The organism is Spirosoma luteum DSM 19990, from assembly GCF_000374065.1.
Taxonomy (GTDB): Bacteria; Bacteroidota; Bacteroidia; order Cytophagales; family Spirosomataceae; genus Spirosoma; species Spirosoma luteum.
This window is the reverse complement of the sequence record NZ_KB893245.1, coordinates 395,958-421,655: the sequence shown is the minus strand read 5'-3', so window position 1 is coordinate 421,655 and position 25,698 is coordinate 395,958. Positions and strand designations below refer to the sequence as shown.

The following is a 25,698-nucleotide window of genomic DNA, read 5'->3' as shown; positions in this document are numbered from 1 at the left end:
TTAATGCTTGATATTATCCGGCAGGAACTAGCCGAAGCACAATCGGTTTTGAATACGTTTCTCAACGATCCTGCTCATCTGACGGCCATTGAACAGGCGGCAACGCTGATGGCTGACGCCCTGCGCAATGGCCGTAAAATTATTTCCTGTGGCAACGGAGGCTCCCATTGCGATGCCATGCATTTTGCGGAAGAATTATCAGGCCGTTATCGCGATGATCGTCGTTCCCTGGCAGCCATTGCCATTTCTGACGTCAGCCATCTTTCCTGCGTTAGTAATGACTATGGATACGATTACGTTTTTTCCCGGTTTGTAGAAGGCCTGGGCAGTGAGGGTGATGTGCTGCTGGGCCTAAGCACAAGCGGCAATTCGGCCAATGTGGTGAAAGCTGTTGAAGCCGCCCGGCACAAAGGAATGAAGGTGGTTTTATTGACCGGTAAAGACGGCGGAAAGCTGGCCAGTCAGGCCGATGTTGAGATTCGGGTACCCCATTTTGGCTATGCCGACCGCATTCAGGAGATTCACATCAAAGTGATTCATCTGTTCATCCTGCTAATTGAGAAACAGCTTGTTTAAGTGACTCGGTTAATCTGGCTTTAGTAACTTCCTCCGGCACCCCCACCCCCGAAACTACCACCACCAAAGCCACCGAACCCTCCTCCACTTCCACCACCGCCACTCCAGCCACCACCGCCTGAGCCACCCCAGCCAGAGTACGTTGAGGTTGGCAGGAAGATGGGGCCCCAACCTCCTCCCCTATTGCGGTTGCTTCCCCCACCCCCGTTGTTACGTCGGGAAAAGAAAAAGATAATGAGGATGACACCAAAAACGATGAAGATAATTGGTATTCCGCCATCACCCGTATCCGTGTCGGGGTCGGCTTTGTATTCGCCACTGGCCCGCTGAATGATTTCGGTCGTTGCGTTGTCCAACCCCTGGTAGTATTGCTCCTGTTTAAAGGCCGGAACAATGGTGTTCGATATAATCCGCTTGGCAATGGCATCCGGGATGGCACCCTCCAGTCCATAGCCCGTGGCAATGTATACTTTGCGGGTTTCCGTAGCCCAGGCAAGCACCAGACCATTATTTTTTCCCTTTTGACCGATACCCCATTTTCGCCCTACCTGAAAGGCAAAATCGCCAATGGGATAAGGTTCGGTCGTTTTAACGATCACAACAACAATTTGGGTTGACGTTGAGTCATTGTAAACCCGGAGTTTCTGTTCCAGTTGGGCCCGGTCAGAGCTGGATAAAATACCCACAAAATCGTTGACCAGCCGGGGTGGATTTGGCTTATCGGGAATTACAGTCGATGTGCCGGTATCGGTGGCGGAGTCCTGCGCCCATACACCGGCTGGCGCAAGCAGCAGCAGTACCACGAGTGCAAGACGGAGAATACGAACAATTGTATAGAAAAAATTCGGTACGGTCACGGCGGTATCAGTCAAACGAGATATCGTCAGCTAGTTCGTTGGTATCATCGCTGGCGTAAGGGAAATACTGTTTCAACTGTTGCCCGGCCTGTTCTATTCCCCGGCTCAAGCCATCCGCATAGGCTCCCTTTGCAAAATGACTACGGAGTAGATCCTTGGTAGTCTCCCAAAAATCAGCGGGCACTTTCGCATCGATTCCTTTATCACCAACAACGGCAAATTTACGGTCGGCATGAGCGAGGTAGAACAGGACGCCGTTTTGGTCTTTGGTCTGATGCATCCCCAGGTGAGCAAATACATCAATAGCCCGTTGAACGGGGTCGGCCGTCGTACAGTGCGCTTCTACATGTACCCGGATTTCGCCCGATGTATTCCTTTCGGCTTGCCGAATGGAGGCTACAATGCGCTGCTGTTCATCGGCGGTGAAGGGATTCATGATTTATCCTGAAAATGTAAAATGACTAACGAATAATGGACAATGACTACCTCCGGGATCGTCATCATCCATTATTCAGGCTACATCGTTCATTAAAACTGAACCGTTGGTGCACTTTGGGCGGCCTGTGAAGCTTCGAAGAATCCTTTTACGGGGAAGCCAAAAATGCCGGCGAAGATGTTGTTCGGGAACGAACGAACCGACTGATTGTAGGTTTTTACCGCTCCATTGAAGTCGTTCCGGGAAACAGAGATTCGATTTTCCGTCCCTTCCAACTGGGCCTGTAACTCAGAGAAATTCTGCGTTGCTTTCAGTTGCGGATAAGCCTCCGCTACCGCCAGCAGTTTGGACAGCGAACCACTCAACTGATCCTGTGCCGCCTGAAATTTCTGAATGTTTTCGGGGGTAAGCTGATCAGCATTAAGGTTGATACTAGTTGCTCTGGCACGGGCCTGAATGACCTCGGTCAGCGTACTCTTCTCGAAATTGGCCGCTCCCTGTACGGTTCGAACCAGGTTGGGAATCAGGTCCGACCGGCGCTGGTACTGGGTTTGAACCTGCGCCCATTTCTCCTGCACGTTCGTGTCTTCCTGAACCAGACCGTTGTACGAACTGCAACCAAACACACCCAGCGCGAGGGCGATAACAACTACGACAATTAATGTTTTTGACATGGTATAGCAGAGACCAGTGTTATGTGATTAGGGGCAAAGTTGGTCAAAACTACTAATTTGTTGGTGTAAAACTACGCCAACGGCGTTTTTACCAATTTTATCCGGCCTCTGCTTTGATAACTGGTAATCGACTAATGGGTTTACCCGCTACCGGACCCATCGAATCCGCTTCCCTAAACCATAGTGTTGCTAACCAGATCATTCTTAAAGGCATAAGCCACCATACCGGCCGTATTTTTGGTACCCGTTTTTTCAAGAATACGTAGCCGATGCCCTTCGACCGTGCGGGGACTCAAAAAGATTTTTTCGCTGATTTCATTCGTCGAAAGGCCTTCGCAAATGAGCATCAGTACTTCTTTTTCCCGTTCCGATAAGAGTACTTTACTGTTGTAGAAAGCGTTGACCGGCTTATTGACCGTTGTTTTATTAGTCATTTTGCGAAGCATAGCCTTCGATACGAACTCGTTTAGGTATACCCCTTCATCCATCACCTTACGAACGGCTTTTTCTACTTCACCCGCTTCGGCATCCTTGAGCAGATAGCCGCTAACCCCTTTCTCCAGTAAATGCAGGACCATTCTATCTTCGTCATGCATCGTTAACACCACAATCTTGATGAGTGGATAATGTTCCCGCAAGTAATCGGCGGTAGCGGTTCCATCCATAACCGGCATTTGAAGGTCGAGCAGCACCACATCGGGCATCTTGCGGGGAATTTTGTCGATCAATTCCTGACCATTACCTGCTTCCAGAACCAGTTCGAAATCATGAATCTGGCCAACAATGGTGGCCATGCCGATGCGGAACAGCGTATGATCGTCGCAGAGGGCTAGTTTAATTTTTCTCATGGGAAAGGAAGCGTTAGGGTTAAAGCCATAATCATTAGTCGAAAGTAGCCATTATCCCGCAAACAAATCAACTCATTATTTTTGCCGGCTGTATTTCATGCAGATGAACCTGCACATGAATTCGGGAACCCCGGCCGGGGGATGAATCGAACGTTACATGGCCATTGACTACGTTCAGGCGACTCTCAATGTTGCGCAGCCCCAGCCCGGTTTGCCTGTTCTCCATAACGGCATCAACATCAAACCCAACGCCATCATCCAGTACAGCTAGTCTGACTTCGCTATCAAAATAAACCAGTTGAATCGTTATGTGCCCGGCACGGGCATGGCGGATGGCATTGTTTACCAACTCCTGCGCAATGCGATAAAACATCAACTCCGTAACGGGGAGCAAATGGATGGCCGATTCGGTGTATACGAGCTGCACCTCCGTTTCGGGTGTTGTTGCGCGTTCGGCAAGTTCTTCCAGAGCGGCCAGCAAACCAAACCGCTCCAGGGTTGTCGGAACCAGGTTCCGACTGATACGCCGGACATTTGTCATGGTTTCGTCAATCATGGAGCGCGTCTTCTGAAACTGTAACGCCAGTTCCATCGTACTACTCAACTGTTTTTCCAGTTGGTTCAGGCTCATTTTGGTAATTGACAGCATAGTGCCAATACCGTCGTGCATATCTTCGGCGAGCCGCTTGCGTTCTTCTTCCTGCCCCCGGAATGTAGCCTCCATCAGCTGCTGCCGATGCTGCGCCTGTAGCTCTTTGATGGCGAGCTGCTGCTGGGTTTGTTTTTGCTGATAATAGGCGACAAAGATGATAATGAACACGGCCATTATCAATAATATAGCCGTCCCAACGGCAATTGCAAAACCGGCGTTTGTCGACATTATCTCGATTTACAGGTAATCCATGATGAGTAAAGGTCAAAAATACCTGACTGAATGTCAATTGCTTACCCGAACCATTGAGTAAACGGCAACCCCGTTTTATTGATTTCCCTGTTAAGACAGGTTATCCGTTTCGTACCTGCAAACCCATATACCAACGGACGACATCAGGCAGAGTATAATGAACAAAATTTGATTCAGTTTCCAGAACGGGTCGAATTCTTCATTTGTAATGGTATCGCTGTACAGGTATGAGCTAAAAAGTGAAAAGAAGAATGTACCGGCCGAATAAATCAACAATCCCGAACTTAGCCAGAACATGCTATGGAACAGGATATTTTTCACCCGTGCTTCTATCAGTATTTTATTGAAGTAGAGCAGTACCACTACTGTTTCAAACAGGCGTTGTGTGGTAAGGCCAACCGTTGAAATAGTATTTTGCCGATAACTGAAAATAATAATGATTGCACTCAGAATAGCAGCGAGTTTCACCCATTTCTCCGTCTCGTTTTTTTGAAAACTGTTTAGGTAAACGGCAGTTACGATGCTTATTTCAAATAGCGGTTGTAGGTTTTGGATGGGGTACGTACTCACCCGCGCCATAACCAGCCAGAGCGAATACGTATCACTGATGAAATAGAGCGCAAACAGCAACAGAACAAGCCTATAACTCTTTGACAGACAATTGAAAAAGGTCAGCCCCAGCACGATTGGAAGCAGACTGAACAAATGAGAAACTAAATTTAAAGGGTATTTTTCAATTAGATGAAAAAGTCTTTCTATCATGATTTAATGCCCTTCCAACTACGTAGCACACTGTTTGGGACACGTCCATCCATCACCCACTACCATATCCCCCGAATCGCCATCATCTTTAAGGCCACCCGTGTTTGGCTGAGTGCCCAAATCCCTCCCCCTTGCATCGACACCCGTTAGCAAAACACGGGGCTTAAATTCCCCCTTGCCCACTTCGGTAGGCTTCCCATCCTCATTTTCCCAACGGTTGGCATAATGGACACGAATCCCCACACAGCCAGCTTGCTTCAGCAGTTGCTTTACTCTGTCGAGACCGAAAAACTCCGAGCGAGTGTATTCCTCCTCTTTTCCACCACAGGCCAATTTACAATTGCGGTATGCCTCTTTGAGGGATTGGGTTTCTTTAGCAGTGAGAAAACGCCCTGCATTTTCATTAAAAATAGAATCGTTCATGCGCTTAAAAGAGATAATAAAGTAAAAAATAGGGGGATGGATAAAACCGGAAAGCGTAGCGAACATACAACATGAAGCGCTTATTCCCATATTTCCTGTTCACTAACGAAATAACTTAATTAACTAATAGACAACAGTTTAACTTAAACAAAGAATATACTATTACGTAGAACTACGTACTAAAGTGCGGATTTTCGCCTACTCTGATTACAGTAACTAAAAACAGTATTTATTCTCTTTATCTGGCCTGCTTCAGGTTGTACCTTTGGCCTATAGTTGATGCCATTGCTACTGGAGCAAGCACCAATAATGATATTTCTTATAGGTTAGGTTAATAAAAAATGCCGGAGCAATTTGCCCCGGCATTTTTTTATCAGTCAACCCACAAGGCGCTGATGTGGTCAGTTTCTTTTCTTATTTCAGGAGGTTTAGCAGGTAGGCACCATAACCACTTTTAACCAATGGCTTGGCAATGGTTGTCAACTGGTCGGCTGTGATGAATTTCATGCGATAGGCAATCTCTTCCGGACAACCAATTTTCAGCCCCTGTCGCTCTTCAATTACGTGTACGAACTGCCCGGCCTGTATCAATGATTCAAATGTACCCGTATCGAGCCAGGCGGTTCCCCGGTCCAGAACGCCGACTTTTAGTTTGCCACGCTCCAGATAGACCCGGTTTATATCCGTAATTTCCAGTTCACCGCGTGGGGAAGGCTTAATGTTTTTAGCAATATCAACTACTTCATTATCGTAGAAGTACAACCCCGGAACGGCATAATTTGACTTCGGGTTGTCGGGTTTCTCCTCAACGGATAAAACATTGAACTGCTCATCGAATTCAACCACGCCGTAGCGTTCAGGATCGTTTACCTGGTAAGCATATACCACGCCACCATCCGGATCATTATTGGCCTGAAGCAACTTAGATAGTCCCGAACCGTAAAAAATATTATCGCCCAGCACCAGAGCCACCTTTTCATTGCCAATGAACTCTTCGCCAATGATAAATGCCTGCGCCAGCCCATCGGGGCTAGGCTGAACGGCGTACGTAAACTGGCAACCAAGCCGTTCACCATCGCCGAGGAGTTTCTCAAAATGAGGCAGGTCGTGCGGAGTCGAAATAATGAGAATTTCCCGGATACCAGCCAACATCAAAATCGACAGCGGATAATAAATCATCGGCTTATCGTAAACGGGCATCAACTGCTTGGATACCGCAAGCGTAAGCGGATGAAGACGCGTGCCGGAACCTCCGGCCAATATAATTCCTTTCATGTTTAACGAGTAAAAGAGTGAAAGAGCAAATGAGTGAAAGCATTGAAAACGCTCATTCACTCATTCGCTCTTTCACCTTTGTTAACGATTTGCGTACATGTCCTGATAATAGCCTTGGTAGGCACCTGATGTGACATTGTCGAGCCAGGATTGATTGGCCAGGAACCAGTCGACCGTTTTTTCGAGACCTTCTTCAAACTGAAGCGACGGTTGCCAGCCCAGTTCATTCATAATCTTATGGGCATCAATGGCGTACCGAAGGTCATGCCCGGCCCGATCCGTTACGTAGGTAATTAATTTAGCGGAAGTACCCTCTTCCCTATTCAGCTTGCGGTCCATAATCTGGCATAGCAGGTGTACCAGATCGAGGTTCTTCCATTCATTAAAACCACCAATATTATAAGTTTCGCCCAGTTTGCCGGTGTGGAAAACGGCATCGATAGCGCGGGCATGATCGACGACATACAGCCAGTCCCGGACGTTCTCTCCTTTGCCGTACACGGGCAGCGGTTTGTTGGTCTGGATGTTATGAATCATCAGCGGAATCAGTTTCTCCGGGAAGTGATTCGGACCGTAGTTATTGGAGCAGTTAGAGATTACTACCGGCAACTTGTAGGTGTTGCCATAAGCCCGAACAAAATGATCCGAAGCCGCTTTGGAAGCGGAATAAGGAGACTGCGGCTCATAAGCCGTTTCTTCGGTAAAGAAATCTTCCGGATTGTGGAGGGAACCGTACACCTCATCGGTTGAGACATGATAGAAACGCTTACCCTCGTAAGCTGCCTTACCGTCGGTACCCTTCCAGCTATCTTTGGCGGCATTGAGCAGGTTTACCGTTCCAACCACGTTGGTCATCACGAACGACATGGGGTCGGTAATGGAGCGGTCGACGTGCGATTCGGCTGCGAGGTGGATGACCCCATCAAAGGAAAGTTCGGTGAACATATCCTCCAGAAATTTGGCGTCGGTAATATCCCCTTTTATGAACGTATAGTTTGGCGCGTGCTCAATGTCCGACAGGTTGGCCAGGTTCCCGGCGTAGGTCAACGCATCGAGGTTGTAAATCTGGTATTCAGGGTATTTGGTAACGAACAGCCGGACAACGTGCGACCCGATAAATCCGGCCCCACCGGTGATTAATAGTTTCATGATTTATTGTTTCTTATCTACTGTTTTTAGCAATGTGCAATAAGCATACCGGCGAACCTTACTTTCGCTCACGCTGGCTGATTTTCTGCTGCCACTTCCAGGCATCACGCAATGATTCGGCCAGCGAACGACGGGCTGTCCATCCCAGCACCTGATTGGCTTTCGAGACATCGGCATAAACCTGTTCCACATCGCCAGCCCGGCGTGGGCCAATCTGATAGTTTACATCGACACCCGTTACCTGTTCAAACGTTTTTATAACGTTTAGAACGGTTTCACCCCTGCCAGTGCCAATGTTAATCACATCGTAGAGACTCGTGGCTGACTCATTGATTAGCTTACGGAGAGCCGCCACGTGGGCATCCGCCAAATCCATTACATCAATATAGTCGCGAATGCAGGTACCATCCGGCGTGTCATAGTCGTTGCCATACACGGTCAGGCTGGACCGGATACCGGCCGCCGTCTGCGTGATAAAGGGAACAAGATTGGCGGGAACGCCCAAGGGTAACTCACCGATTTCGGCAGAAGGATGTGCCCCGATTGGATTGAAATACCGAAGCGCCAGCGCTTTGACGGGCAGCTTGGCCCGTACAGCATCCCGAATGATGTCTTCGCCAATGGCTTTCGTGTTCCCATAAGGTGACTGCGCAGGCAGACGGGGCGTTTCTTCCGTAACGGGCAACTGCTCTGGCTGACCATAAACGGTGCAGGACGACGAAAACACGAGGTTTTGCACACCGTATTTGGGCATCATTTCCAGCAATAATAACAGCGAGTCCAGATTATTACGGTAGTATTTCAGCGGTTCAGCCACCGATTCACCAACGGCTTTGTAAGCCGCAAAGTGAATAATACCAGCGGGGCTTTCTTTCTGGAAGATGTCGGCCATGGCCGCAGCGTCATTACAATCAACCGGGTAGCAGGTAATATCCCGATTTAAAATCGCCTTTAATCCGTCGAGTACAGAACGCTCTGAGTTATAGAAATCATCAATGATAACCGGTTCAAAACCAGCCTCAACCAGCGAAACAACCGTGTGGGAACCAATAAACCCAGCTCCGCCGGTAACCAGAATTTTGGGGGAATTGCCTGTAGGAGTCAAACTGTTTTCTATGAAAATTTTGTTGCTACTTTAACGTAGCAGGTCGTACAACCCAACAAAAGTAGTATATTCAGGAGGTTTACGAAAGTAGTATTTATTCTGAGGATACTCAGCCTGGTAATCTATACGAATGAACGACAACGAGTTGAAAGCCCTTATTTCGCTTCTGGACGACGAAGACCCGGAAGTTGTGGACCACGTCGAACAGCGAATTCGGCAGATGGGCGGGCAAATGATTCCACTCCTGGAAACGGAGTGGGAAGGGAGTTTTAATTCCGCCCTCCAGAAGCGCATCGAAGAAATTATCCATGACCTCCAATACGAATCCGTTCTGGACCGGATGCGCGACTGGAAAAACGGCGGGGCAATGGATTTACTGGAAGGACTGTGGATTGTGGCCACCTATCAATATCCTGACCTCTCGCTGCATAAGCTCAAGCAGGATGTTGAACAGTTGTTCTATGATGTGTGGGTGGACTTCAAAATGGATATGCATCCCGATGAACAGATAAAGGCGATGAATACGGCTTTTTTCTCGAAACTGAAATTTGCGCCCAACACGAAGCATTTCCACTCCCCGGCCAATTCCATGATCAATCAGGTGCTCGAATCGCGCCGGGGCAATCCCATCACGCTTTGTGTACTGTATATGCTCATTGCCAAACGGTTAAATCTGCCCGTTTACGGCGTAAATCTGCCTAACTTGTTTGTGCTCACCTACAAAAACAACGCGGGTGTTCAGTTTTACATCAACGTATTTAACCGGGGGCTGGTTTTCACTACCAAGGACATTGACCAGTACATCGACCAGTTGAACATTAAACGGCTGGACACCTTTTATCAGCCCTGCACCAATGCCGACATCGTTCGGCGGGTACTCCGGAATTTGACCCTGGCTTTCGAGAAAAACGGCGATACCGAACGGGTTCGCGAAGTTGAACAGATTCTCAATACCGTTCGCGATGATGGCGACGGCTTACCTTTGTCTGATTACACGCAACGCTAACGAACCTGGCTTCTACAACAGCCAGCGGAAGAATATGTAGAGCGTAAACGATAACAGTACCGTAACGGGCAGTGTAAGTATCCAGGCAAGAGCAATGTTACGAACCGTATCAGCCTGGAGGTTTTTAATGCCTTTGTTAGCTACCATAGTACCCGCAATGCCCGATGAGAGCACGTGTGTAGTACTAACGGGTAGTTTCAGGCCCGACGCTACGCCAATCATGACGGCGGCTACCAGCTCGGCAGACGCACCCTGCGCGTACGTCAGGTGCTGTTTACCAATCTTTTCGCCTACGGTCACTACAATCCGTCGCCAACCAATCATGGTCCCGAGTCCTAAGGATAGGGCAATCATCAAAATAACCCACAACGGCGCGTAGTCCGTGAACCGGCGCAGCCCTTTTTCTTCGCCCAGGTTTACGTTCAGCGTTGCCACCTGACTCGCACTCAGGTTAGCCCCTTCGTCTTCCACAATTTTTTTCATATTGCTGTTAATCAGCAACAGGTCACGACGAACTTCCAGTCTCTCCTCGTTTGGAATCCTGTTGTCAACCAAAGGACCATTGACCAGTTTATTCAATCCGGCCAGTTCGTTTCGCGTCTGCATTAACCGGGCCCGGTTAACCGCCGAAAGGCGGGTTGAATCCAGCGTAGCGATGCTTTGCTCAATCCCGCTAATATTAGTACTTAGAAGGCTGGGGTCGAGATCGGTTTTAATGGCAAAATGGTACGGAACGACGCCAATCAGGATAAGCATAATTAACCCTACTCCTTTCTGACCGTCATTACTTCCGTGGAAGAAACTCACCAGCGAACAGGTCGTGACCAGGATAGCCCGAATCCAGGCTGGCGGAGGAGCATTTTTTTTAGGCTCTTTGAACAACTGGGCTTTGGCTTCCTCATTCACGAACCGGCGAAGTAAAAACATCAATATAATGGCCAGGCTAAAACCCAGCAGGGGTGACAGCAGCAGCGCTTCGCCCGTTTCGATGGCTTTATCCCAGTTAACGGCAGACCCTGTCTTGTTTTCGGGCATTGTGGCAAACGCCAGGCCCACTCCCAGAATAGAACCAATCAACGTATGCGAACTGGAACTGGGCAAACCAAAATACCAGGTTCCCAAGTTCCAGATAATAGCGCTGATCAGCAGGGCTAATACCATGGCGATGCTGTGGTATACGTTCTGATCGACCAGCAACTCGACCGGCAGTAGGTTCACAATACCCATGGCCACCCCGATACCGCCCAGTAAAACCCCCGCAAAGTTGCAAATGCCCGACCAGACAACGGCAACGGTTGGTTTTAGCGAGTTGGTGTAAATGACGGTAGCAACGGCGTTTGCCGTATCATGAAAACCATTTACAAATTCAAAGGCACAGGCAGCGAAGAGGCTGATGAAGAGGAGGATAAAAACATCCGTTTCTAATCCAAACATGAGAAAGTTGTCTTCTGTGAACAGGCCAACGGTGGGTCCGTAAGCTGATGATTGCCACAAAAGTACGCCAAACAGCGCAGAGCCGTATTACCAAATTGTTAACACACGTAAGGTAGTTGACCCCGTTACTTCTTTCCGGCCAGTTGACCACAGGCGGCATCGATGTCTTTTCCGCGGCTCCGACGCACATTGACCGTCACGCCTTTACTTTCCAGGAATCCGGCAAACTTATCCAGTGTCTGAGGATCGGTATTTTTGAAGTTTGCCTCCGCAATGGGGTTGTATTCAATGATATTAATCTTGGCCGGAACACGCTTTGTAAACTTCCAGAGTTCCTGAGCGTCCTGTACTGTGTCGTTGAAGTTGTAGAACAGGATGTATTCGAAGGTAATCCGGGTACCCGTCTTTTTGTAAAAATAACCCAGCGCATCGCCCAGCACGTCAAGCGTATTGCTCTCGTTGATGGGCATAATCTGATCGCGTTTCTGGTCATTAGCCGCGTGTAAGGACAACGCCAGATTAAACTTCACGGCATCATCGCCCAGTTGCCGTATCATTTTGGCGATACCCGCTGTAGAAACCGTAATTCGCTTCGGCGACATTCCCAGGCCATCGGGCGAGGTGATGCGGTCGACGGATTCGAGGACGTTTTTGTAGTTCAACAGCGGCTCTCCCATGCCCATGTACACGATGTTGGAAAGCGGGGCATCATAATTCTCTTTCGCCTGCCGGTCAATGGCCACTACCTGGTCATAAATTTCGGCGGCATCCAGGTTGCGCTTACGGTCCATATAGCCCGTCGCGCAGAATTTGCAGGTCAGCGAGCAACCTACCTGACTCGATACACAGGCCGTCATTCTCGGTGCGCCGTCGCGCTCCTGGTCGCTATTACGCAAAGCTGGAATCAGCACCCCTTCCACCAGATTACCGTCGAAGAGCCGGAACGAGGATTTGATGGTGCCGTCGTTACTGCGCTGTTCTTCAGCAATGGTAAGCGGTCGAATCTCAAAATGAGCATTGAGCAAGTCCCGCGTGGACAATGACAGGTTCGTCATTTGCTCAAACGACCGGGCCGATTTCTTCCAAAGCCACTCGTGCACCTGTTTCGCCCGGAAGCCCTGTTCACCCTGCTGGGTAAGCCAGTCTTTCAGTTGAGCGGGCGTTGTTTTGCGGATGTCCTGTTTCATGGTCAAAGAGTGAAAGAGCGATAGAATAAAAGAGCGTCAGGAATAAAACTGGCCTTTCACTCTATCGCTCTTTCACTCATTATATTTTCTGCCCGCCATTTTTTCCCTTCTTCCAGTCCTTTCGGCACCCATACCGCGGCTTTATCCATCACTTTTGGGGCAATGGGCCGAATATAAGGATACAAAAAAGCCGTTTCGACCTGGCGGGGCGGCATTTTTACATTCATATAACTCAACAGCCAAAGAATGACACTAATTCCAAATACCCACGTAAAAACACCGACGGCTGCCCCCGCTACGCTATCGAACGTACCTAGCACCGAGTATTTGAGGGATCGCCGGATAGTGAAGCCTACCTGATTAATCATCATCACCGTCGGGAAAAAGATGATGGAAAAACCCAGCCACGGCAGAATTCGTCGGGCCACTTCCCGGCTGATATACGGGCTTAAAAGCTCAATACCAAATCCCAGAAACTTGAAGCCCACAATCATAGCCACCACAAACGCAATGATGCCCACAATTTCGACCAGAAGTCCTTTGCGGTAACCGTTAAACGCTCCCCAGGCCAGGGGAATCAGCATAAGTAAGTCGAGTGTGTTCAAATTTAAAGAGCGAATGAGTGAAAGAGCGAAAGAGTGAAAGTTATCGGAGTCGTTCATTCACTCTTTCACTTTTCACTCTTTTGCTCTTTAAGAAAGTAGCGTCTTCACCATGGCGGAGATGGCTTTCCCATCCGCCTGACCAGCCAGTTCCTTCGTGGCAACTCCCATCACCTTACCCATATCCGAGGAAGCCGATGCACCGATGCGATTCATGATGGTCTGTAGTTTTTCTTTCAACTCAGCTTCCGATAGTTGCTGGGGCAGGTATTTCTCGATAACGGCAATCTCGGCTTCTTCTACGGTCAGCAGATCGGGGCGGTTTTGCTGCCGGTAAATATCGGCCGAGTCTTTTCGCTGCTTCACCGCTTTGGTCAGAATTCGGGTCTCGTCTTCGGGTTTAAGATCGCCGTGCTGTCCTTCTTTGGTTTCTTCGAGCAAAATCATTGATTTTATAGCCCGGAGTGCCCGTAATTTATCCTGATCTTTAGCCAGCATGGCCTGCTTTATATCCGCGTCGATTTGTTGTTTTAGCGACATAGTTAAAGAACGAAAGAGTGAATGAGTGAAAGAGCGATAAAAAACTACTGAACCTTCACTCTTGCTGCAAAGTTACAAAACCAAGAGCGCCAATTAACTCTTTCGCTCTTTCGTACTTTCGCTCTTTACTATACATGGCCCGTTTAAGCGTAAATATTAACAAAATTGCGACCCTTCGGAATGCGCGGGGCGGCAATAACCCGAATCTGGTACAGGTTGCCCTCGATTGTGAACGTTTTGGTGCGCAGGGCATTACCGTACACCCCCGCCCCGATGAACGGCACATTCGGTATCAGGATGTGCTGGACCTACATGAAGTGGTTACGACTGAGTTCAACATTGAAGGCAATCCCGACGAGCGATTTATTGAGTTAGTGAAACGGGTAAAACCAGCCCAAGTAACGCTCGTGCCCGATGCGCCCGATGCCATTACATCCAATGCAGGCTGGGACACCATTCGCCACGCCGACCACCTGCGAAAACTGATCGACACGTTTAAAGCCGATGGTATCCGCGTTTCCATTTTCGTGGATGCCGACGAACGGATGATTGATGGCGCGAAAGCAGTTGGTACGGACCGGATTGAGCTGTACACCGAACCATACGCCACGCAGTATCTCCAGGACCCGGAATCGGCCGTTGCTCCCTTTGTTCGCGCGGCCAAACGAGCTACGGAAATTGGCCTGGGCCTGAATGCCGGGCACGATTTGAGCCTGGAAAATCTACGTTATTTTAATGAGCAGATACCCCACCTCGAAGAAGTTTCCATTGGCCATGCGCTGATAAGCGATGCTCTTTATCTGGGTCTGGAGAATACTATTCAACTCTATTTACGCTGCCTGAGCATCCAATGATTCACAAACACCCGGTTGAAGAGTTTTTAGACAAAGCCCAAACCCTGCCCATTATCGATGTCCGGTCGCCGGGAGAGTACCAGCATGCGCATATTCCGGGGGCGGTTAGTATTCCCCTATTCGATAATGACGAGCGGGCGCAGGTGGGTACAAAGTATAAAAACGCGGGCAAAGATTCAGCGGTTTTGCTCGGACTTTCTCTGGTAGGACCAAAATTGGCTGACTTTGTAAAACAGTCGAAAAAACTCAACCCACAGGGGAAAGAAGTACTGGTTCACTGTTGGCGTGGCGGCATGCGCAGCAGCTCGTTTGCCTGGTTGCTGGACACTGCCGGACTCACGGCATCGACGCTGGTGGGCGGCTACAAAGCGTACCGAAACACGGTACTTTCAGCCTTTCTGGAGCCTAAAAAGCTGCTAATTCTGGGGGGTAAAACGGGGAGCGGCAAAACCGATATTCTGAAGGAACTGGCCCGGCAGGGTGAACAAATCATCGACCTGGAAGGGCTGGCCAATCATAAAGGCTCAACCTACGGGGCTATTGGTCAGGACCCACAACCCGCTACGGAACAGTTTGAAAATCTTATTCATCAGCAGTGGCGGCAACTCGACTGTACCAAACGCATCTGGCTTGAAGACGAAAGCCGGAGCATCGGTTCCTGCTTTATTCCGATGCCACTCTGGCACCAGATGCGGGCCGCGCCGGTTGCTTTTATCGATGTAACAAAATCGTGCCGGGTAGAACGTCTGGTTCACGAATACGCCGGTATCGACCATCAGCTATTAGTGGATGCAACGGAACGGATTCAGAAGCGCCTGGGCGGGAAAGTAACGAAAGAGGCACTGGATGCCCTGATGCGAAACGATTATGCTACCGTGGCCGACCTTACGCTGGACTACTACGATAAAGCCTATTTACACGGCCTGTCCCAGCGCGATGCGACTCAGGTTCATCCTATAGAAATTCGGGAAGATAAGCCGACAGAAACGGCAAGGCAGTTGATTGCCTGGGCTGATGGTCAGACAGCTAAAGCCGTTTTACGGTAAATAGTTCGCAGGGGTAGTGCCAGCTGGCCTACCTGAATGGCATCATTAATAGACCGGTAATCGGTATCAATCCACTGAAAGGGTTGCTCCGTGCGGGAATACACCCGCGCAAATACCTCTTCCTGGCTAATGAAAAGAATATGTCGCAGAGACGGGATTAGCCGATACTGGTCCAGTTTATCGGACTGATCATAGGCTTTGGTACTCTTTGATAAAACCTCGACTACAATTTCCGGGTTTTTAATACGGGCTGTCGATTGGCGTCCACTTGGCAAAAGCGCATAGTCTGAAGGCCCGTTGACAACGGACAAATCAGCGTTGAATTCGGCCAATCCCTCCGAAATACAAATTTTGACATTGCTGCCCAGCACCCGATAATCGGGTTGGTCGTCGAGAAAATTGTTAAACAGCGTAATAAGTTGTGCAATCAACTGCTCGTGTAAATCAGTGGCCTGGCTCATCGAAATAATTTCCCCTTCATAGTAGTCAATGTTATAGGGAACCTGCCCGGCCAGTTCCAGGTATTCCTCCCACGTAGCCTGAATACGAATTTCGTCAGGCGCATCACTACGCTCCTGGAGAGTCATCGGTAGTTTAAGAGCAACTGCTTCCATGTCAGCAAAATCTGTTTCTACGAAAGATACTTACTTTTTCTTCGAGGACTGCATCCGACGGACCACTTCACGCTTCTGAAAACCGATGTGCCAGACGGCAAAGGGAAGGGTGTCTTTCCCGAAACAGGCATCGCAGATTAGACTATTCAGCGGAACAACCGCGTTGTACACGTACGATGTATCATCGATTTTCTGAATATTGGAAATTGGTACCTGTTTCTGCCCCACGCTATACCGGTACGCATCCAGAATTTCCCGTTCTTTTGCGTCCAGCATTTTGCTCTGTATATCAGCCGCTCCCAGCAGCCTTATATCGACTTCATAACTCTTAGCAATGGCTTTGATTCGGGGCAAGTTCACTAACTGGCAAAGTTTGGCCCGCTCCGCCGGGTCGGTTGTTCTCTGAAGCTGCGTCGCTAAATCTTTCTGAATAACCGCACTAATCTTTCCGCCCAGATTATCTACCGTGGCAATAAGGTCGGCGTTGGTTATACGCTTGATTTTTGAGTCGGCCATTTCCTGCTTTAATTCGGTGGTATAATGCACCCGCTCGGGATTGCAGGAAAATAAAAAAGTAATTAGTAATAGACTGGAAAGCAGGTGGCGTTTCATAAACAGGAACTCAATAGTGATACATATCGTCATTCAGATAGAAAACCACACCAACAACGGCTTGGTTGCAATCAACCAATACATAATCGAACTGCCGCGATTTTTGTAATTTTGTATTTCATACTTGTCTGTATCACTGCCACAACCCTGGCAGATAAAGTAATATACTATGCTTGACCAGTTAGAAGCCATTCGCGAACGCTTCAACGAAGTATCCCAGCAAATTGTGCAGCCAGAAGCCGTTTCTGACCAGAAGCGATTTATGAAGCTGAGTAAAGAATATAAAGATCTGGAGAAGATTGTAGCGCAGTATCGGGCTTATACGCAACTGCTCGAGGAAATCGAAAATGCCAAACAGATCGTGGCGACCGAAAAGGACGAAGATTTCAGAGACTTAGCCAAAGCGGAGCTTGATGAGTTACTACCCCGCCGGGAGGAGCTGGAGGAGCTGCTGAAAGAGATGCTAATGCCGAAAGACCCCAATGACAGCAAGAACGTCATTCTGGAAATTCGGGGCGGCACCGGGGGCGACGAAGCCGCTATTTTTGCGGGCGATATTTTCCGGATGTACCAGCGTTTCTGCGAAAAAATGGGCTGGCGCATGTCGCTGGTTGATTTTACCGAAGGCACATCGGGCGGCTACAAGGAAATCGTGACCGAAATAGAAGGAGAGGATGTGTACGGCAAACTCAAATTCGAATCGGGCGTTCACCGGGTGCAGCGCGTACCCGCCACCGAAACGCAGGGACGCATTCATACCTCCGCGGCCAGCGTGGCCGTACTGCCCGAAGCGGAAGAGGTGGATGTTGACATCAACATGAACGATATTCGGAAAGATACCTTCTGCTCGTCGGGTGCGGGTGGTCAGTCCGTAAACACAACCTACTCCGCCGTTCGGTTGACCCACATCCCCACGGGAATGGTCGTGCAGTGTCAGGATGAACGTTCGCAGTTGAAAAACTTCGACAAAGCCCTGACCGTTCTGCGTTCCCGTATCTACGAGATGGAACTCAAGAAGCACAACGAGGCTATTGCTTCCCAGCGCAAAACGATGGTTGGCAGTGGCGACCGATCCGACAAAATCAGAACTTATAACTACCCGCAAAGCCGTGTAACTGACCACCGTATTGGTCTTACTACGCATAATCTGCCCGCCGTGATGGACGGCGACATTGGCGACTTCATCGAGCAGCTCCGCATAGCCGAGAACGCCGAACGACTGAAGGAAGGGGCAACGGTTTAATCTATTCTTTTACCGATAAGCATCAGCGACGCCGGTGATAACACATGGGCTACCAGACACCAGACGATGTTTAGTAGCCCATTTTTTGTTTAGTTGACTACCTGCAAAACTACGCCCACGTCTTCTCATTCCTCCCCTCCCGGTGATTTACCAATTCAAACACTCCTTCCCGCTACCCGTATACCTGGGTAACGTGGCAGGTTACTTCAGGTGCCATCGTTAGCGAACGGCCTGTGTAGGTATGGGCGTAGTTTGCTCCCAGTCGAGCATGGCGTTCATTAATTTGATGCTCTCGAACTGAGGCAGATCGGCGGGGCGTATGTCGGCGGGGTGCAGGATTCCATCAGCCAGCAACCGGGCGCGTTGCGTGCCTTCGAGTAGAGGTTTTGCCGGAGTATGCCAGCGTTTTCCATCAAACAAGGCTACGTTGGCATACGAGGTATCCGTCAGTAAACCATCGCGCACCATAAGAATATCGTCGGCAGAGTCACGCCGGGCAAACAGATTGTTGATGGCCTGCCGGTCAGCGTATTTATGTCCGTAATGTAATCCATCCGCATCCACCAGGGCCAGACGCTGTACGGGCCGGATGTGGTATGGCTCAAATTCAATCGTCTCTATAGCTGGCCCGTACGTTACGCGGCACTTGTAGGTCTCTGTTGGCAGCAGCCAATCGGGCAGCTGAATGACGTCTTCAAGCCGGGCAGGTTTGTGCAGTTGCCAACAGGCCAGCCGGGTGCGGTTGAACCGGTCGTTGTGCGCCGAAAGATTCTGAAGTTGCCGGTTTCGGATGCAAATTGTTTCCAGACAGAAGAGCATAGGAATCACTGGATAAACGACGATTTTACCGGTGATTTTATCGATGAGTCGACTTCGACGGCTACCGGTAAATACACCTTGTCAATCAGTTCCTGATACTCCGACCAGGCATTGGAACGGGCTGTAATGCCGCCACCACTTTTGAAAACGAGCTGCCCCTGCTGATTTTCGATAAACCGGATCATAACACCACTATCCAGATGCTCGCCGTCGAAATACCCGCAAACCCCCGTGTAATAGCCCCGGTCGTATTGTTCGGCACGGTGAATAAGTTTGATTGTTTTGGGTTTGGGTGCCCCGCTAATCGACCCGGCAGGTAGCAGACTGGCCAGCAACGTACCGGGCTGGTCGCGCCAGTTGTCGGGTAACAGGGCTGCTATTTCCGAACTCACCTGGAGCAGACCACCCTCATGCGTGTCAATCCGGTCAATGTAGCGGTACCGTTCTACCCACACTTTTTGAGCAATTCGACTCAGGTCGCTCCGAATCAGGTCAACGATGGTGGCGTGTTCGGCGGCTTCTTTGGCATCGGCCAGAATAGTCGCTTCGGCATTTGGCAGATTGGCCATAATAGTGCCTTTCATCGGGAAACTCAACAGCCGGTTGCCCCGAATCTGTACGAACGGTTCCGGCGAGAAACACACGAATTGGTTAGCCAGCCGAAGTTTATAGCGGGCTGTAGTACGGGCGTATATATCGGCCAGGGCGAGGTTGGTTTCTATGGGCGTTTGCCCCGACAGGTTTACCAGAAACGAATTACCCAGGTGAATGTTCTTCACCACATAATCGAACCCAATCCGGTATTGTTCAAACGGCATGGGATACCGGCGAAACCAGAATGGCTCAGGAGAAGCCGGGGCTGGTGTTCCCGAAAAATCAAAGGCAATATCATGCGTCTTCCACTCGTTCGGGCGCAGGACAAGGGGCCGTTTGAGATCAAAATCCAGGACAAACAAAAACGGCTGACGTTGCCGCCCATACGCATTCATCTGGTCAATTGCCTGGTCAAAAGTCATGGGAAAATTTCGTTGGTAGCTGCCGCTAGGACGCGGGCACATTCAGTTCTGCTCTCTAGCGATTCACCAGCTTGAGGGCTCCTTCACTGTACCTCGGACCCGTGTTTGGGTAACGGGCCAGTAATGCCTCGATAGCTTCCAAGTCTGATTTCGAAAGGACTACCTCAACTGCTCCCGCGTTTTCTTCGAGGTATTTCCGCTTCTTCGTACCGGGAATCGGGATAATATCATCGCCCTGCGCCAGTACCCAGGCCAATGCCAGTTGAGCCGCCGTTAGTTGTTTGTCGGCCGCCAAATCGGCAAATGCACTCGCCAGCGACTGGTTATTATCCCGGTTCTCATCATTGTAGCGGGGCAGGGTACGCCGAAAATCTTTGGCATCCAGTTGTGTTACATCGAGCGTGTTGGTAATGAGCCCCCTTGCTAACGGTGAGTAGGGCACCAGCGAGATACCCAGTTCACGAACGGTGCCCAGTACTTCTTTTTCTACATCGCGGGTCAGTAGGGAATATTCGCTTTGCAGGGCAGCAATCGGGTGAACAGCGTGAGCCTTGCGGATGGAAGCCGCCGAGGCTTCGCTCAGGCCGAGGTAACGCACTTTACCTTCTTTTACTAAATCAGCCATTGCGCCCACCATCTCTTCAACCGGCACATTCGGGTCGATTCGGTGGGCATAATAGAGGTCAATGGTGTCGATTCTAAGCCGTTTCAGGCTATGCTCAACGGCCTGTTTCATCCAGGCGGGCGAACCGTCGAAATAAGTCCCCGGTAGACCACCAATACCTGAAACACCCTCCTTATGCCGGAACCCGAACTTGGTGGCGATAAATACCTTATCCCGATTAGGCATCAGTACCCGCGAAACCAGTTCTTCATTGACACCATTCGCGTACATATCGGCCGTGTCCCAGAAATTGATAGCCAGATCCAGTGCTCTATGCAGGGTGGCAATGCTTTCCATATCATCGGGCGTGCCATAGCCGTGGCTCATACCCATACAGCCCAGCCCAATAGCGGATAGTTGTTCGCCTGTGTTTCCCAGTGTTCTGTTTTTCATATTGGTTCGTTATTTTGAGACAAAGAAAGATTTCCAGACTTGTGCCGTTTACGTCCCGACTGTATCTATCAGTGTTGTTAACACCGTTTGCAGTTCCTGTTTTAGAGCCGGGTCGGTAATCAGTCCATCGGCATCCATCCGCTGCCGAACGAAGGGAATAATCAGCGATGCCTTTTCGGGTACTTGCGCCATCAAAACCTCCATGGTGTGCCACAAGGCTGTGTGCGCCCGTGTGCCACCCATATCGGAAGGACTCGCGCTAAGAACGCCTACTGGTTTATTGATGAACTCGCCCGACGACGCTATCCAGTCGAGCATATTTTTCAGAACGCCCGGCATACTATGAATGTATTCGGGTGTACAGATGATGACTGCGTCGGCTTCCCTAAGTTGCGTACGAAGGGCGGTTACGGCTTCGGGTGCCGGATCGGTATCCCGTTCGGGGCTGAAATGAGGCAGGTTATCGAGGCTGCTATAGCGGCTAACGGTTACCCATGGAGGGGCCAACTCTGCGATAGCCTCCAGCAACAGGGTGTTGGTTGATGCCGCCCGCAAACTGCCGGATATGGTGAGAATACGCATCGGATACCGGGTTGTTACTTACCGCAACACCTTCGTTATCTCGTTTAGTTTCTCCATTTTCTGGACAAAATCGCCTTTTAGCTGATTACGGATGGCGGTCAGGTTATCGAGGGTTTCCTGTAGGCTGTCGGGCAGGATTTCTTCCAGCACCTCCCGGAACCGCTTGGCAAACGTGGGGGATTTACCATTGGTCGAGATGGCAATTTTAAGGTCACCCTTCTTCACGACCGAACTCAGGTAAAAATCGCACAAATCGGGGGTGTCAGCTACGTTGACCAGGATACGATGCGCTTTACAATCAAGCTGCACCTGTTTGTTGACCGCCTTGTCGTTAGTACCCGCAATAACCAGGTCTTTATCCGACAGATAGACAGCGTGATAAGGCTCCTGAACAAGCTGAATCCTGGGGTTCTGCCGGGCCAACTCCCGAATTTCATCCCGGATGTCGGGAGCTATCAGGGTGATACGGGCAGCGGGCGCGTTACCAAGCAGGGCCGTTAACTTTTCCAGACCTACGTACCCACCACCCACAATGAGCGTATGCAGGTTCTCTGCCTTAACGAAAATGGGGAAGAGTGTATTCATAAAAAAAGCCGGTCGGTTGGTGAGTTTGCAGCGGTAACTACAAAAGTAATCTACCACCAACTAAACTCACTAACTGACCGACTCGTTCAGGTCAACGAACTGACGTTATTAAAATTTCAACCCCACATTGACACTGAGTATCCTGCGTTGGGAATTCACAATTCCATCAACCGGTTCTTTCAGAATATCCTGGAAACCATAATGATATACGGCTGACAGGAAAAGAGGACCGGCATCGAATCCCAGACTGGCTAATCCATTAAATGTAGTAGAAGCCAGGTTGCTTTGCTTGATAGCATTGGGAGCCGATGTGTTAAGGTCATTGACAATTTTCAGCGGAGCGGCTAGTTCTGCCCCTATCTGGAACCGAACAGCCGATACACCCCGATCTGATTCGACCAGCTTGAAACCAATGTACACGGGTACATGGATGTATTGCTGGTTTACATTGGAGGTAATGCTGTTATACGAAATAGCGGTTGAGCTGGATGGCAATGCCGTAGTGCTACTAACGGTCGAAATGTCGGAGCTGGAGGTGAGGTATTCAGCCCCTATCTGACCATAAACCCGGCCACCACCCCGGAAGAAGAGTCCTAACTGATATCCCAACCGGCCGCTGAGGGCGTTACCTTGGGTATCTTCTCCAGCAAAACGGGTTACGTTTGCACCGCCATAAATACCGAACGCGAAGTTCTGATAATTATCCCGGCGCTCCTGTCGCTGTTCTTTCTCAGCAGAGTTCAGTCCATCATCGTATCCCTGGTCATACGCTTTACTCAGGTCACGCTCGTCATAGGTGTTCTTGTACCGGTCGCCCGCGTCCATCCGGCTTTCATAGCGATTGTCGTAGGCCCGACTGTTGTTGTCGCGCATGTTGTAGTTCCGGCGTTGCTCGAAAATATCGTCCCTACGCTGATTTTCGCGTCTTTCCTGCATTTGCCGGTCATCACGTTCATCCTGCATCCGGTCCTGCCGGAAATCCCGCTGATTGTTGTACCGTTCGCGCTGGTCTTCGGAACTGCGGTTACCATTCTGATTGCGGTCGTCGTTTGAATTCTGCTGGCCGTACACCAGACCCGTCCCACAGAGGAATGCCAGTAATAAAGTTGTTTTCATTAAATTTTTCATAACGGTAAAGTTGAGTAAAGAATCATTCAATTTTAAAACTGCCATCCGGTTTGGAATGTTTGAGAAAAGAAAGGATTCTACCCCCTGATTATCTATCCCTCCCGGGAAGTTACATTACAGCGTAGTCCCCCGGGAGGGATAGGTAATCAGCCATTTAGCCTAACGCTGGAATCAAACGCACATTTGTTTAGCCAGTACTTTTGCCTTCAATAACCAACATGGCTTATTTGTAAATAGCCAGTGGTTCAAACGTGGTCGGTACCGGCTTTGGCGCATTGGAATTAGAGTTCAGTTCACTTTGCGGGTAGATGAATCGCCAGGGAGGCTGGGTGCCGTTTTAATGGCAGAACGGTAAAGAAATCCGGGTGTGTGCAACCTTCATTCGTTAAACAGCATCTTTACGGTATAAACAAACGACCATTATGAAACGCAACCAGTTTCTACTAACCCTGTTGAGCGCGGGCACAATCGCGCTTACCTCCTTCGTCCCTGGCCGTACCGACGACAGGACACCTTACCAAACCAAAACCTTTTCGGGCAACATCAAAGCAGTGCGGGCCGAAACATCGGGCGGTAGTCTGACCATTGAAGGTGGTACCGACATGAACGCCAAGGTGGAAATGTATGTACACGGCAACAACGGAAACACTAATCTGGACAAAGCCGAGATTCAGGAAAGGCTAAAAGATTATGACATCAGCATTACGCAGGAAGGGAGTACCATCATTGCCACCGCCAAACGCCGGAGTAATAACAATGACCGTACGACGGACCGCTGGAAGAAATCACTGAGCATTGGGTTCAAATTTTACACACCCCGTAATGTTTCTACCGACCTGCGTACATCGGGTGGCAGTATAAGTCTGGCCGCTCTGACTGGTCCGCAGAAGTTCCGCACCAGTGGCGGTAGCCTGAACATGACTGATATTAACGGTGATATCAACGGCCAAACATCCGGCGGCAGCATCCACCTCGACCGTTGCAAGCAGGCCGAAACATCGGACCGCATCGACCTGCAAACCTCTGGTGGCAGTATTGAAGCCAAATCTTCGTCGGGAACTCTGCGTTTGCACACGTCCGGGGGCAGTATCAGGCTCACCGACCTGAAGGGAAACATCGATGCTCAAACCAGCGGAGGCAGTGTGAACGGCAGCGATATTGACGGTGACCTCAAAGCGGGCACATCGGGCGGGTCGGTGCGGCTGGCTAACGTATCGGGGAGTATCGACGCCAGTACCAGCGCGGGTAGTGTCGATGTAAGCATAACCAAACTGGATGGGCCCGTTCGGCTGGTTACCAGCGCGGGCAATATCAACGTAAAAATGCCCCTCAATAAAGGAATCAGCCTGAACTTGAGTGGTAACCGCATCAAAATCCCACTCAACAACTTCAGTGGGGATACTGAAAAAGATCACATTAAAGGCACGCTGAATGGCGGTGGCGTGGCGGTAACGCTCTCGGCTAATAGCGGCAGTGTGTACGTGAACCAATAGAAACGGGTTTGGAAAGAAGGTGCCTGATAAAGAACCTCAGTGGTATACTCTATCAGGCACCTTCTTATTTTTTCTCTGGCCCTTGCATCAAAAAGTGAGGTTTCAACGTATAAAGGATGGTTGTCTGTCTATTTTTTTTGTAGTTTACGCCCCTTACATTCCTTATATCTCTGAATTGGTTAAAAACAATCGACTATGAAAAAGTACCTATATGTAATCTGTCTGGTAATTGGATTCGCCGGCCTTAACTCCTGCTCAAAAAGTAGTGACCCGGCACCTGACCCACTGGTAGGAACATGGAAGTTAGACAGAATCCGTACGAGTGGTTTTGTGGCTCCTTATGCCGCGAATAATGCGGATAACGATCCTGCTATTTTTAACTACCAGGATATGTTTACCACTAAAACGGATAAGACTTTTACAGGCACTCAGCGCGCAAATGGAGTTGTACTTGACTACAGTGGGAACTGGGAATCCACTGCTTCTACGCTAACGTTAAAAGATTCCAAGGGCAGCACGGACGTTTATACACTGGACGCGACAAAAATACCTGCTCAGCTTCTTGGTACAGTTATCGCGACAGGTGATTCGCTCACTAATCCAACAACAAAAAAAGTGGAACTGGTTAAGTATAGTGTTCAGCTTGTTTATTTAAAGCAATAGTAAATCGTTACTTCCAACATAGTACGATAATGGCCGGTGTATTAACATCGGCCATTTTTTATGCCTTTTAATTAATTAGCAACGCGCCAATCTGCCACGAAAGTCATCCTTAATTTACCGTTCAATAAGTCACCATCAAAACACCTCTTATCAAAAAATAACCATCATTTATTCGGCAAATACAATTACATAGTCATAGTAAGTTTTG

Annotated in this window: 29 protein-coding genes; 7 read left to right on the top strand and 22 right to left on the bottom strand. The window is 49.5% G+C overall.

Annotation, left to right across the window (positions count from 1 at the left end; genetic code table 11):
* Positions 1-3: 3 nt before the first annotated feature.
* A complete protein-coding gene (lpcA, locus tag B156_RS0101835; protein WP_018617905.1) occupies positions 4-576 on the top strand; it encodes a D-sedoheptulose 7-phosphate isomerase in 573 nt (190 codons plus the stop codon).
* A 20-nt stretch (positions 577-596) separates the two neighbouring features.
* Here lpcA and B156_RS0101830 read toward each other — a convergent pair whose 3' ends face one another.
* From B156_RS0101830 to galE, 10 genes are all read right to left on the bottom strand, one after another.
* Positions 597-1,448, bottom strand: coding sequence for a TPM domain-containing protein (locus B156_RS0101830; RefSeq protein ID WP_018617904.1), 852 nt, complete (start codon positions 1,446-1,448; stop codon positions 597-599).
* Positions 1,441-1,869 carry a TPM domain-containing protein gene (locus B156_RS0101825; RefSeq protein ID WP_018617903.1) on the bottom strand — a complete coding sequence of 143 codons (429 nt, stop codon included), beginning with the start codon at positions 1,867-1,869 and terminating at the stop codon, positions 1,441-1,443. The genes B156_RS0101830 and B156_RS0101825 overlap by 8 nt, the downstream gene beginning before the upstream one ends.
* Before the next feature lie 92 nt (positions 1,870-1,961).
* Entirely contained in the window at positions 1,962-2,543 is a 582-nt protein-coding gene (locus B156_RS0101820) for a LemA family protein (protein WP_018617902.1), read from the bottom strand.
* A gap of 173 nt (positions 2,544-2,716) precedes the next feature.
* A complete protein-coding gene (locus B156_RS0101815; protein WP_018617901.1) occupies positions 2,717-3,391 on the bottom strand; it encodes a response regulator transcription factor in 675 nt (224 codons plus the stop codon).
* Positions 3,392-3,458: 67 nt separating this feature from the next.
* Positions 3,459-4,271 carry a sensor histidine kinase gene (locus B156_RS0101810; protein ID WP_018617900.1) on the bottom strand — a complete coding sequence of 271 codons (813 nt, stop codon included), beginning with the start codon at positions 4,269-4,271 and terminating at the stop codon, positions 3,459-3,461.
* A 114-nt stretch (positions 4,272-4,385) separates the two neighbouring features.
* A complete protein-coding gene (locus tag B156_RS0101805) occupies positions 4,386-5,000 on the bottom strand; it encodes a hypothetical protein (RefSeq protein WP_245563664.1) in 615 nt (204 codons plus the stop codon).
* 75 nt (positions 5,001-5,075) lie between these two features.
* The gene (locus B156_RS0101800; protein ID WP_026260536.1) at positions 5,076-5,480 is read right to left on the bottom strand and encodes a hypothetical protein; all 405 of its coding nucleotides are present in this window, start codon (positions 5,478-5,480) and stop codon (positions 5,076-5,078) included.
* Between the two features lie 414 nt (positions 5,481-5,894).
* Positions 5,895-6,755 carry a glucose-1-phosphate thymidylyltransferase RfbA gene (gene rfbA / locus B156_RS0101795; protein WP_018617897.1) on the bottom strand — a complete coding sequence of 287 codons (861 nt, stop codon included), beginning with the start codon at positions 6,753-6,755 and terminating at the stop codon, positions 5,895-5,897.
* Between the two features lie 81 nt (positions 6,756-6,836).
* Positions 6,837-7,904: a dTDP-glucose 4,6-dehydratase gene (gene rfbB / locus B156_RS0101790; RefSeq protein WP_018617896.1), complete on the bottom strand. Its 1,068-nt coding sequence runs from the start codon at positions 7,902-7,904 to the stop codon at positions 6,837-6,839.
* A gap of 58 nt (positions 7,905-7,962) precedes the next feature.
* Positions 7,963-9,009, bottom strand: coding sequence for a UDP-glucose 4-epimerase GalE (gene galE / locus B156_RS0101785; RefSeq protein WP_018617895.1), 1,047 nt, complete (start codon positions 9,007-9,009; stop codon positions 7,963-7,965).
* A gap of 130 nt (positions 9,010-9,139) precedes the next feature.
* Between galE and B156_RS0101780 the strand changes: the two genes are divergently transcribed.
* Complete coding sequence (locus B156_RS0101780; protein WP_018617894.1) at positions 9,140-10,015, top strand: transglutaminase-like domain-containing protein; 876 nt, start codon at positions 9,140-9,142, stop codon at positions 10,013-10,015.
* Between the two features lie 12 nt (positions 10,016-10,027).
* Here the strand turns inward: B156_RS0101780 and B156_RS0101775 are convergent, their stop codons facing one another.
* From B156_RS0101775 to B156_RS0101760, 4 genes are all read right to left on the bottom strand, one after another.
* Entirely contained in the window at positions 10,028-11,449 is a 1,422-nt protein-coding gene (locus B156_RS0101775; RefSeq protein WP_026260535.1) for an inorganic phosphate transporter, read from the bottom strand.
* 125 nt (positions 11,450-11,574) lie between these two features.
* Entirely contained in the window at positions 11,575-12,636 is a 1,062-nt protein-coding gene (rlmN, locus tag B156_RS0101770) for a dual-specificity RNA methyltransferase RlmN (protein WP_018617891.1), read from the bottom strand.
* A gap of 56 nt (positions 12,637-12,692) precedes the next feature.
* Positions 12,693-13,220 carry a CvpA family protein gene (locus tag B156_RS0101765; RefSeq protein WP_018617890.1) on the bottom strand — a complete coding sequence of 176 codons (528 nt, stop codon included), beginning with the start codon at positions 13,218-13,220 and terminating at the stop codon, positions 12,693-12,695.
* Between the two features lie 108 nt (positions 13,221-13,328).
* On the bottom strand, positions 13,329-13,778 hold the full coding sequence (locus tag B156_RS0101760; protein ID WP_018617889.1) for a GatB/YqeY domain-containing protein: 450 nt from the start codon (positions 13,776-13,778) through the stop codon (positions 13,329-13,331).
* A 134-nt stretch (positions 13,779-13,912) separates the two neighbouring features.
* Between B156_RS0101760 and B156_RS0101755 the strand changes: the two genes are divergently transcribed.
* Positions 13,913-14,632, top strand: a complete 720-nt coding sequence (locus tag B156_RS0101755) for a pyridoxine 5'-phosphate synthase (protein WP_018617888.1) — start codon at positions 13,913-13,915, stop codon at positions 14,630-14,632.
* Positions 14,629-15,678 carry a tRNA 2-selenouridine(34) synthase MnmH gene (mnmH, locus tag B156_RS0101750; protein ID WP_018617887.1) on the top strand — a complete coding sequence of 350 codons (1,050 nt, stop codon included), beginning with the start codon at positions 14,629-14,631 and terminating at the stop codon, positions 15,676-15,678. The genes B156_RS0101755 and mnmH overlap by 4 nt, the downstream gene beginning before the upstream one ends.
* Here mnmH and B156_RS0101745 read toward each other — a convergent pair.
* Positions 15,651-16,292, bottom strand: coding sequence for a Uma2 family endonuclease (locus B156_RS0101745; RefSeq protein ID WP_018617886.1), 642 nt, complete (start codon positions 16,290-16,292; stop codon positions 15,651-15,653). The genes mnmH and B156_RS0101745 overlap by 28 nt on opposite strands.
* 30 nt (positions 16,293-16,322) lie before the next feature.
* Complete coding sequence (locus B156_RS0101740; RefSeq protein WP_245563663.1) at positions 16,323-16,904, bottom strand: hypothetical protein; 582 nt, start codon at positions 16,902-16,904, stop codon at positions 16,323-16,325.
* A 169-nt stretch (positions 16,905-17,073) separates the two neighbouring features.
* Here B156_RS0101740 and prfA point away from each other — a divergent pair, with 169 nt between their 5' ends.
* Positions 17,074-18,147, top strand: coding sequence for a peptide chain release factor 1 (prfA, locus tag B156_RS0101735; protein WP_018617884.1), 1,074 nt, complete (start codon positions 17,074-17,076; stop codon positions 18,145-18,147).
* 219 nt (positions 18,148-18,366) lie between these two features.
* On the opposite strand, the gene B156_RS0101730 is transcribed toward prfA, so the two are convergent.
* The 6 genes from B156_RS0101730 to B156_RS0101705 form a co-directional block, all read right to left on the bottom strand.
* On the bottom strand, positions 18,367-18,966 hold the full coding sequence (locus B156_RS0101730) for an aminotransferase class IV (RefSeq protein ID WP_018617883.1): 600 nt from the start codon (positions 18,964-18,966) through the stop codon (positions 18,367-18,369).
* Positions 18,967-18,971: 5 nt separating this feature from the next.
* On the bottom strand, positions 18,972-19,982 hold the full coding sequence (locus B156_RS28735) for an aminodeoxychorismate synthase component I (protein ID WP_018617882.1): 1,011 nt from the start codon (positions 19,980-19,982) through the stop codon (positions 18,972-18,974).
* 55 nt (positions 19,983-20,037) lie between these two features.
* A complete protein-coding gene (locus tag B156_RS0101720) occupies positions 20,038-21,039 on the bottom strand; it encodes an aldo/keto reductase (RefSeq protein ID WP_018617881.1) in 1,002 nt (333 codons plus the stop codon).
* A gap of 48 nt (positions 21,040-21,087) precedes the next feature.
* Complete coding sequence (locus B156_RS0101715; RefSeq protein WP_018617880.1) at positions 21,088-21,621, bottom strand: NADPH-dependent FMN reductase; 534 nt, start codon at positions 21,619-21,621, stop codon at positions 21,088-21,090.
* A gap of 18 nt (positions 21,622-21,639) precedes the next feature.
* Positions 21,640-22,206, bottom strand: a complete 567-nt coding sequence (locus B156_RS0101710; RefSeq protein WP_018617879.1) for a precorrin-2 dehydrogenase/sirohydrochlorin ferrochelatase family protein — start codon at positions 22,204-22,206, stop codon at positions 21,640-21,642.
* Positions 22,207-22,314: 108 nt separating this feature from the next.
* Positions 22,315-23,334 (bottom strand): porin family protein, encoded by a 1,020-nt coding sequence (locus B156_RS0101705; RefSeq protein WP_026260533.1) that lies wholly within the window; start codon positions 23,332-23,334, stop codon positions 22,315-22,317.
* Positions 23,335-23,756: 422 nt separating this feature from the next.
* On the opposite strand from B156_RS0101705, the gene B156_RS0101700 reads away from it, so the two are divergent.
* Both B156_RS0101700 and B156_RS28730 read left to right on the top strand, forming a co-directional pair.
* Positions 23,757-24,827, top strand: a complete 1,071-nt coding sequence (locus B156_RS0101700; protein WP_018617877.1) for a DUF4097 family beta strand repeat-containing protein — start codon at positions 23,757-23,759, stop codon at positions 24,825-24,827.
* A 195-nt stretch (positions 24,828-25,022) separates the two neighbouring features.
* Complete coding sequence (locus B156_RS28730; RefSeq protein WP_018617876.1) at positions 25,023-25,490, top strand: lipocalin family protein; 468 nt, start codon at positions 25,023-25,025, stop codon at positions 25,488-25,490.
* Positions 25,491-25,698: the final 208 nt, after the last annotated feature.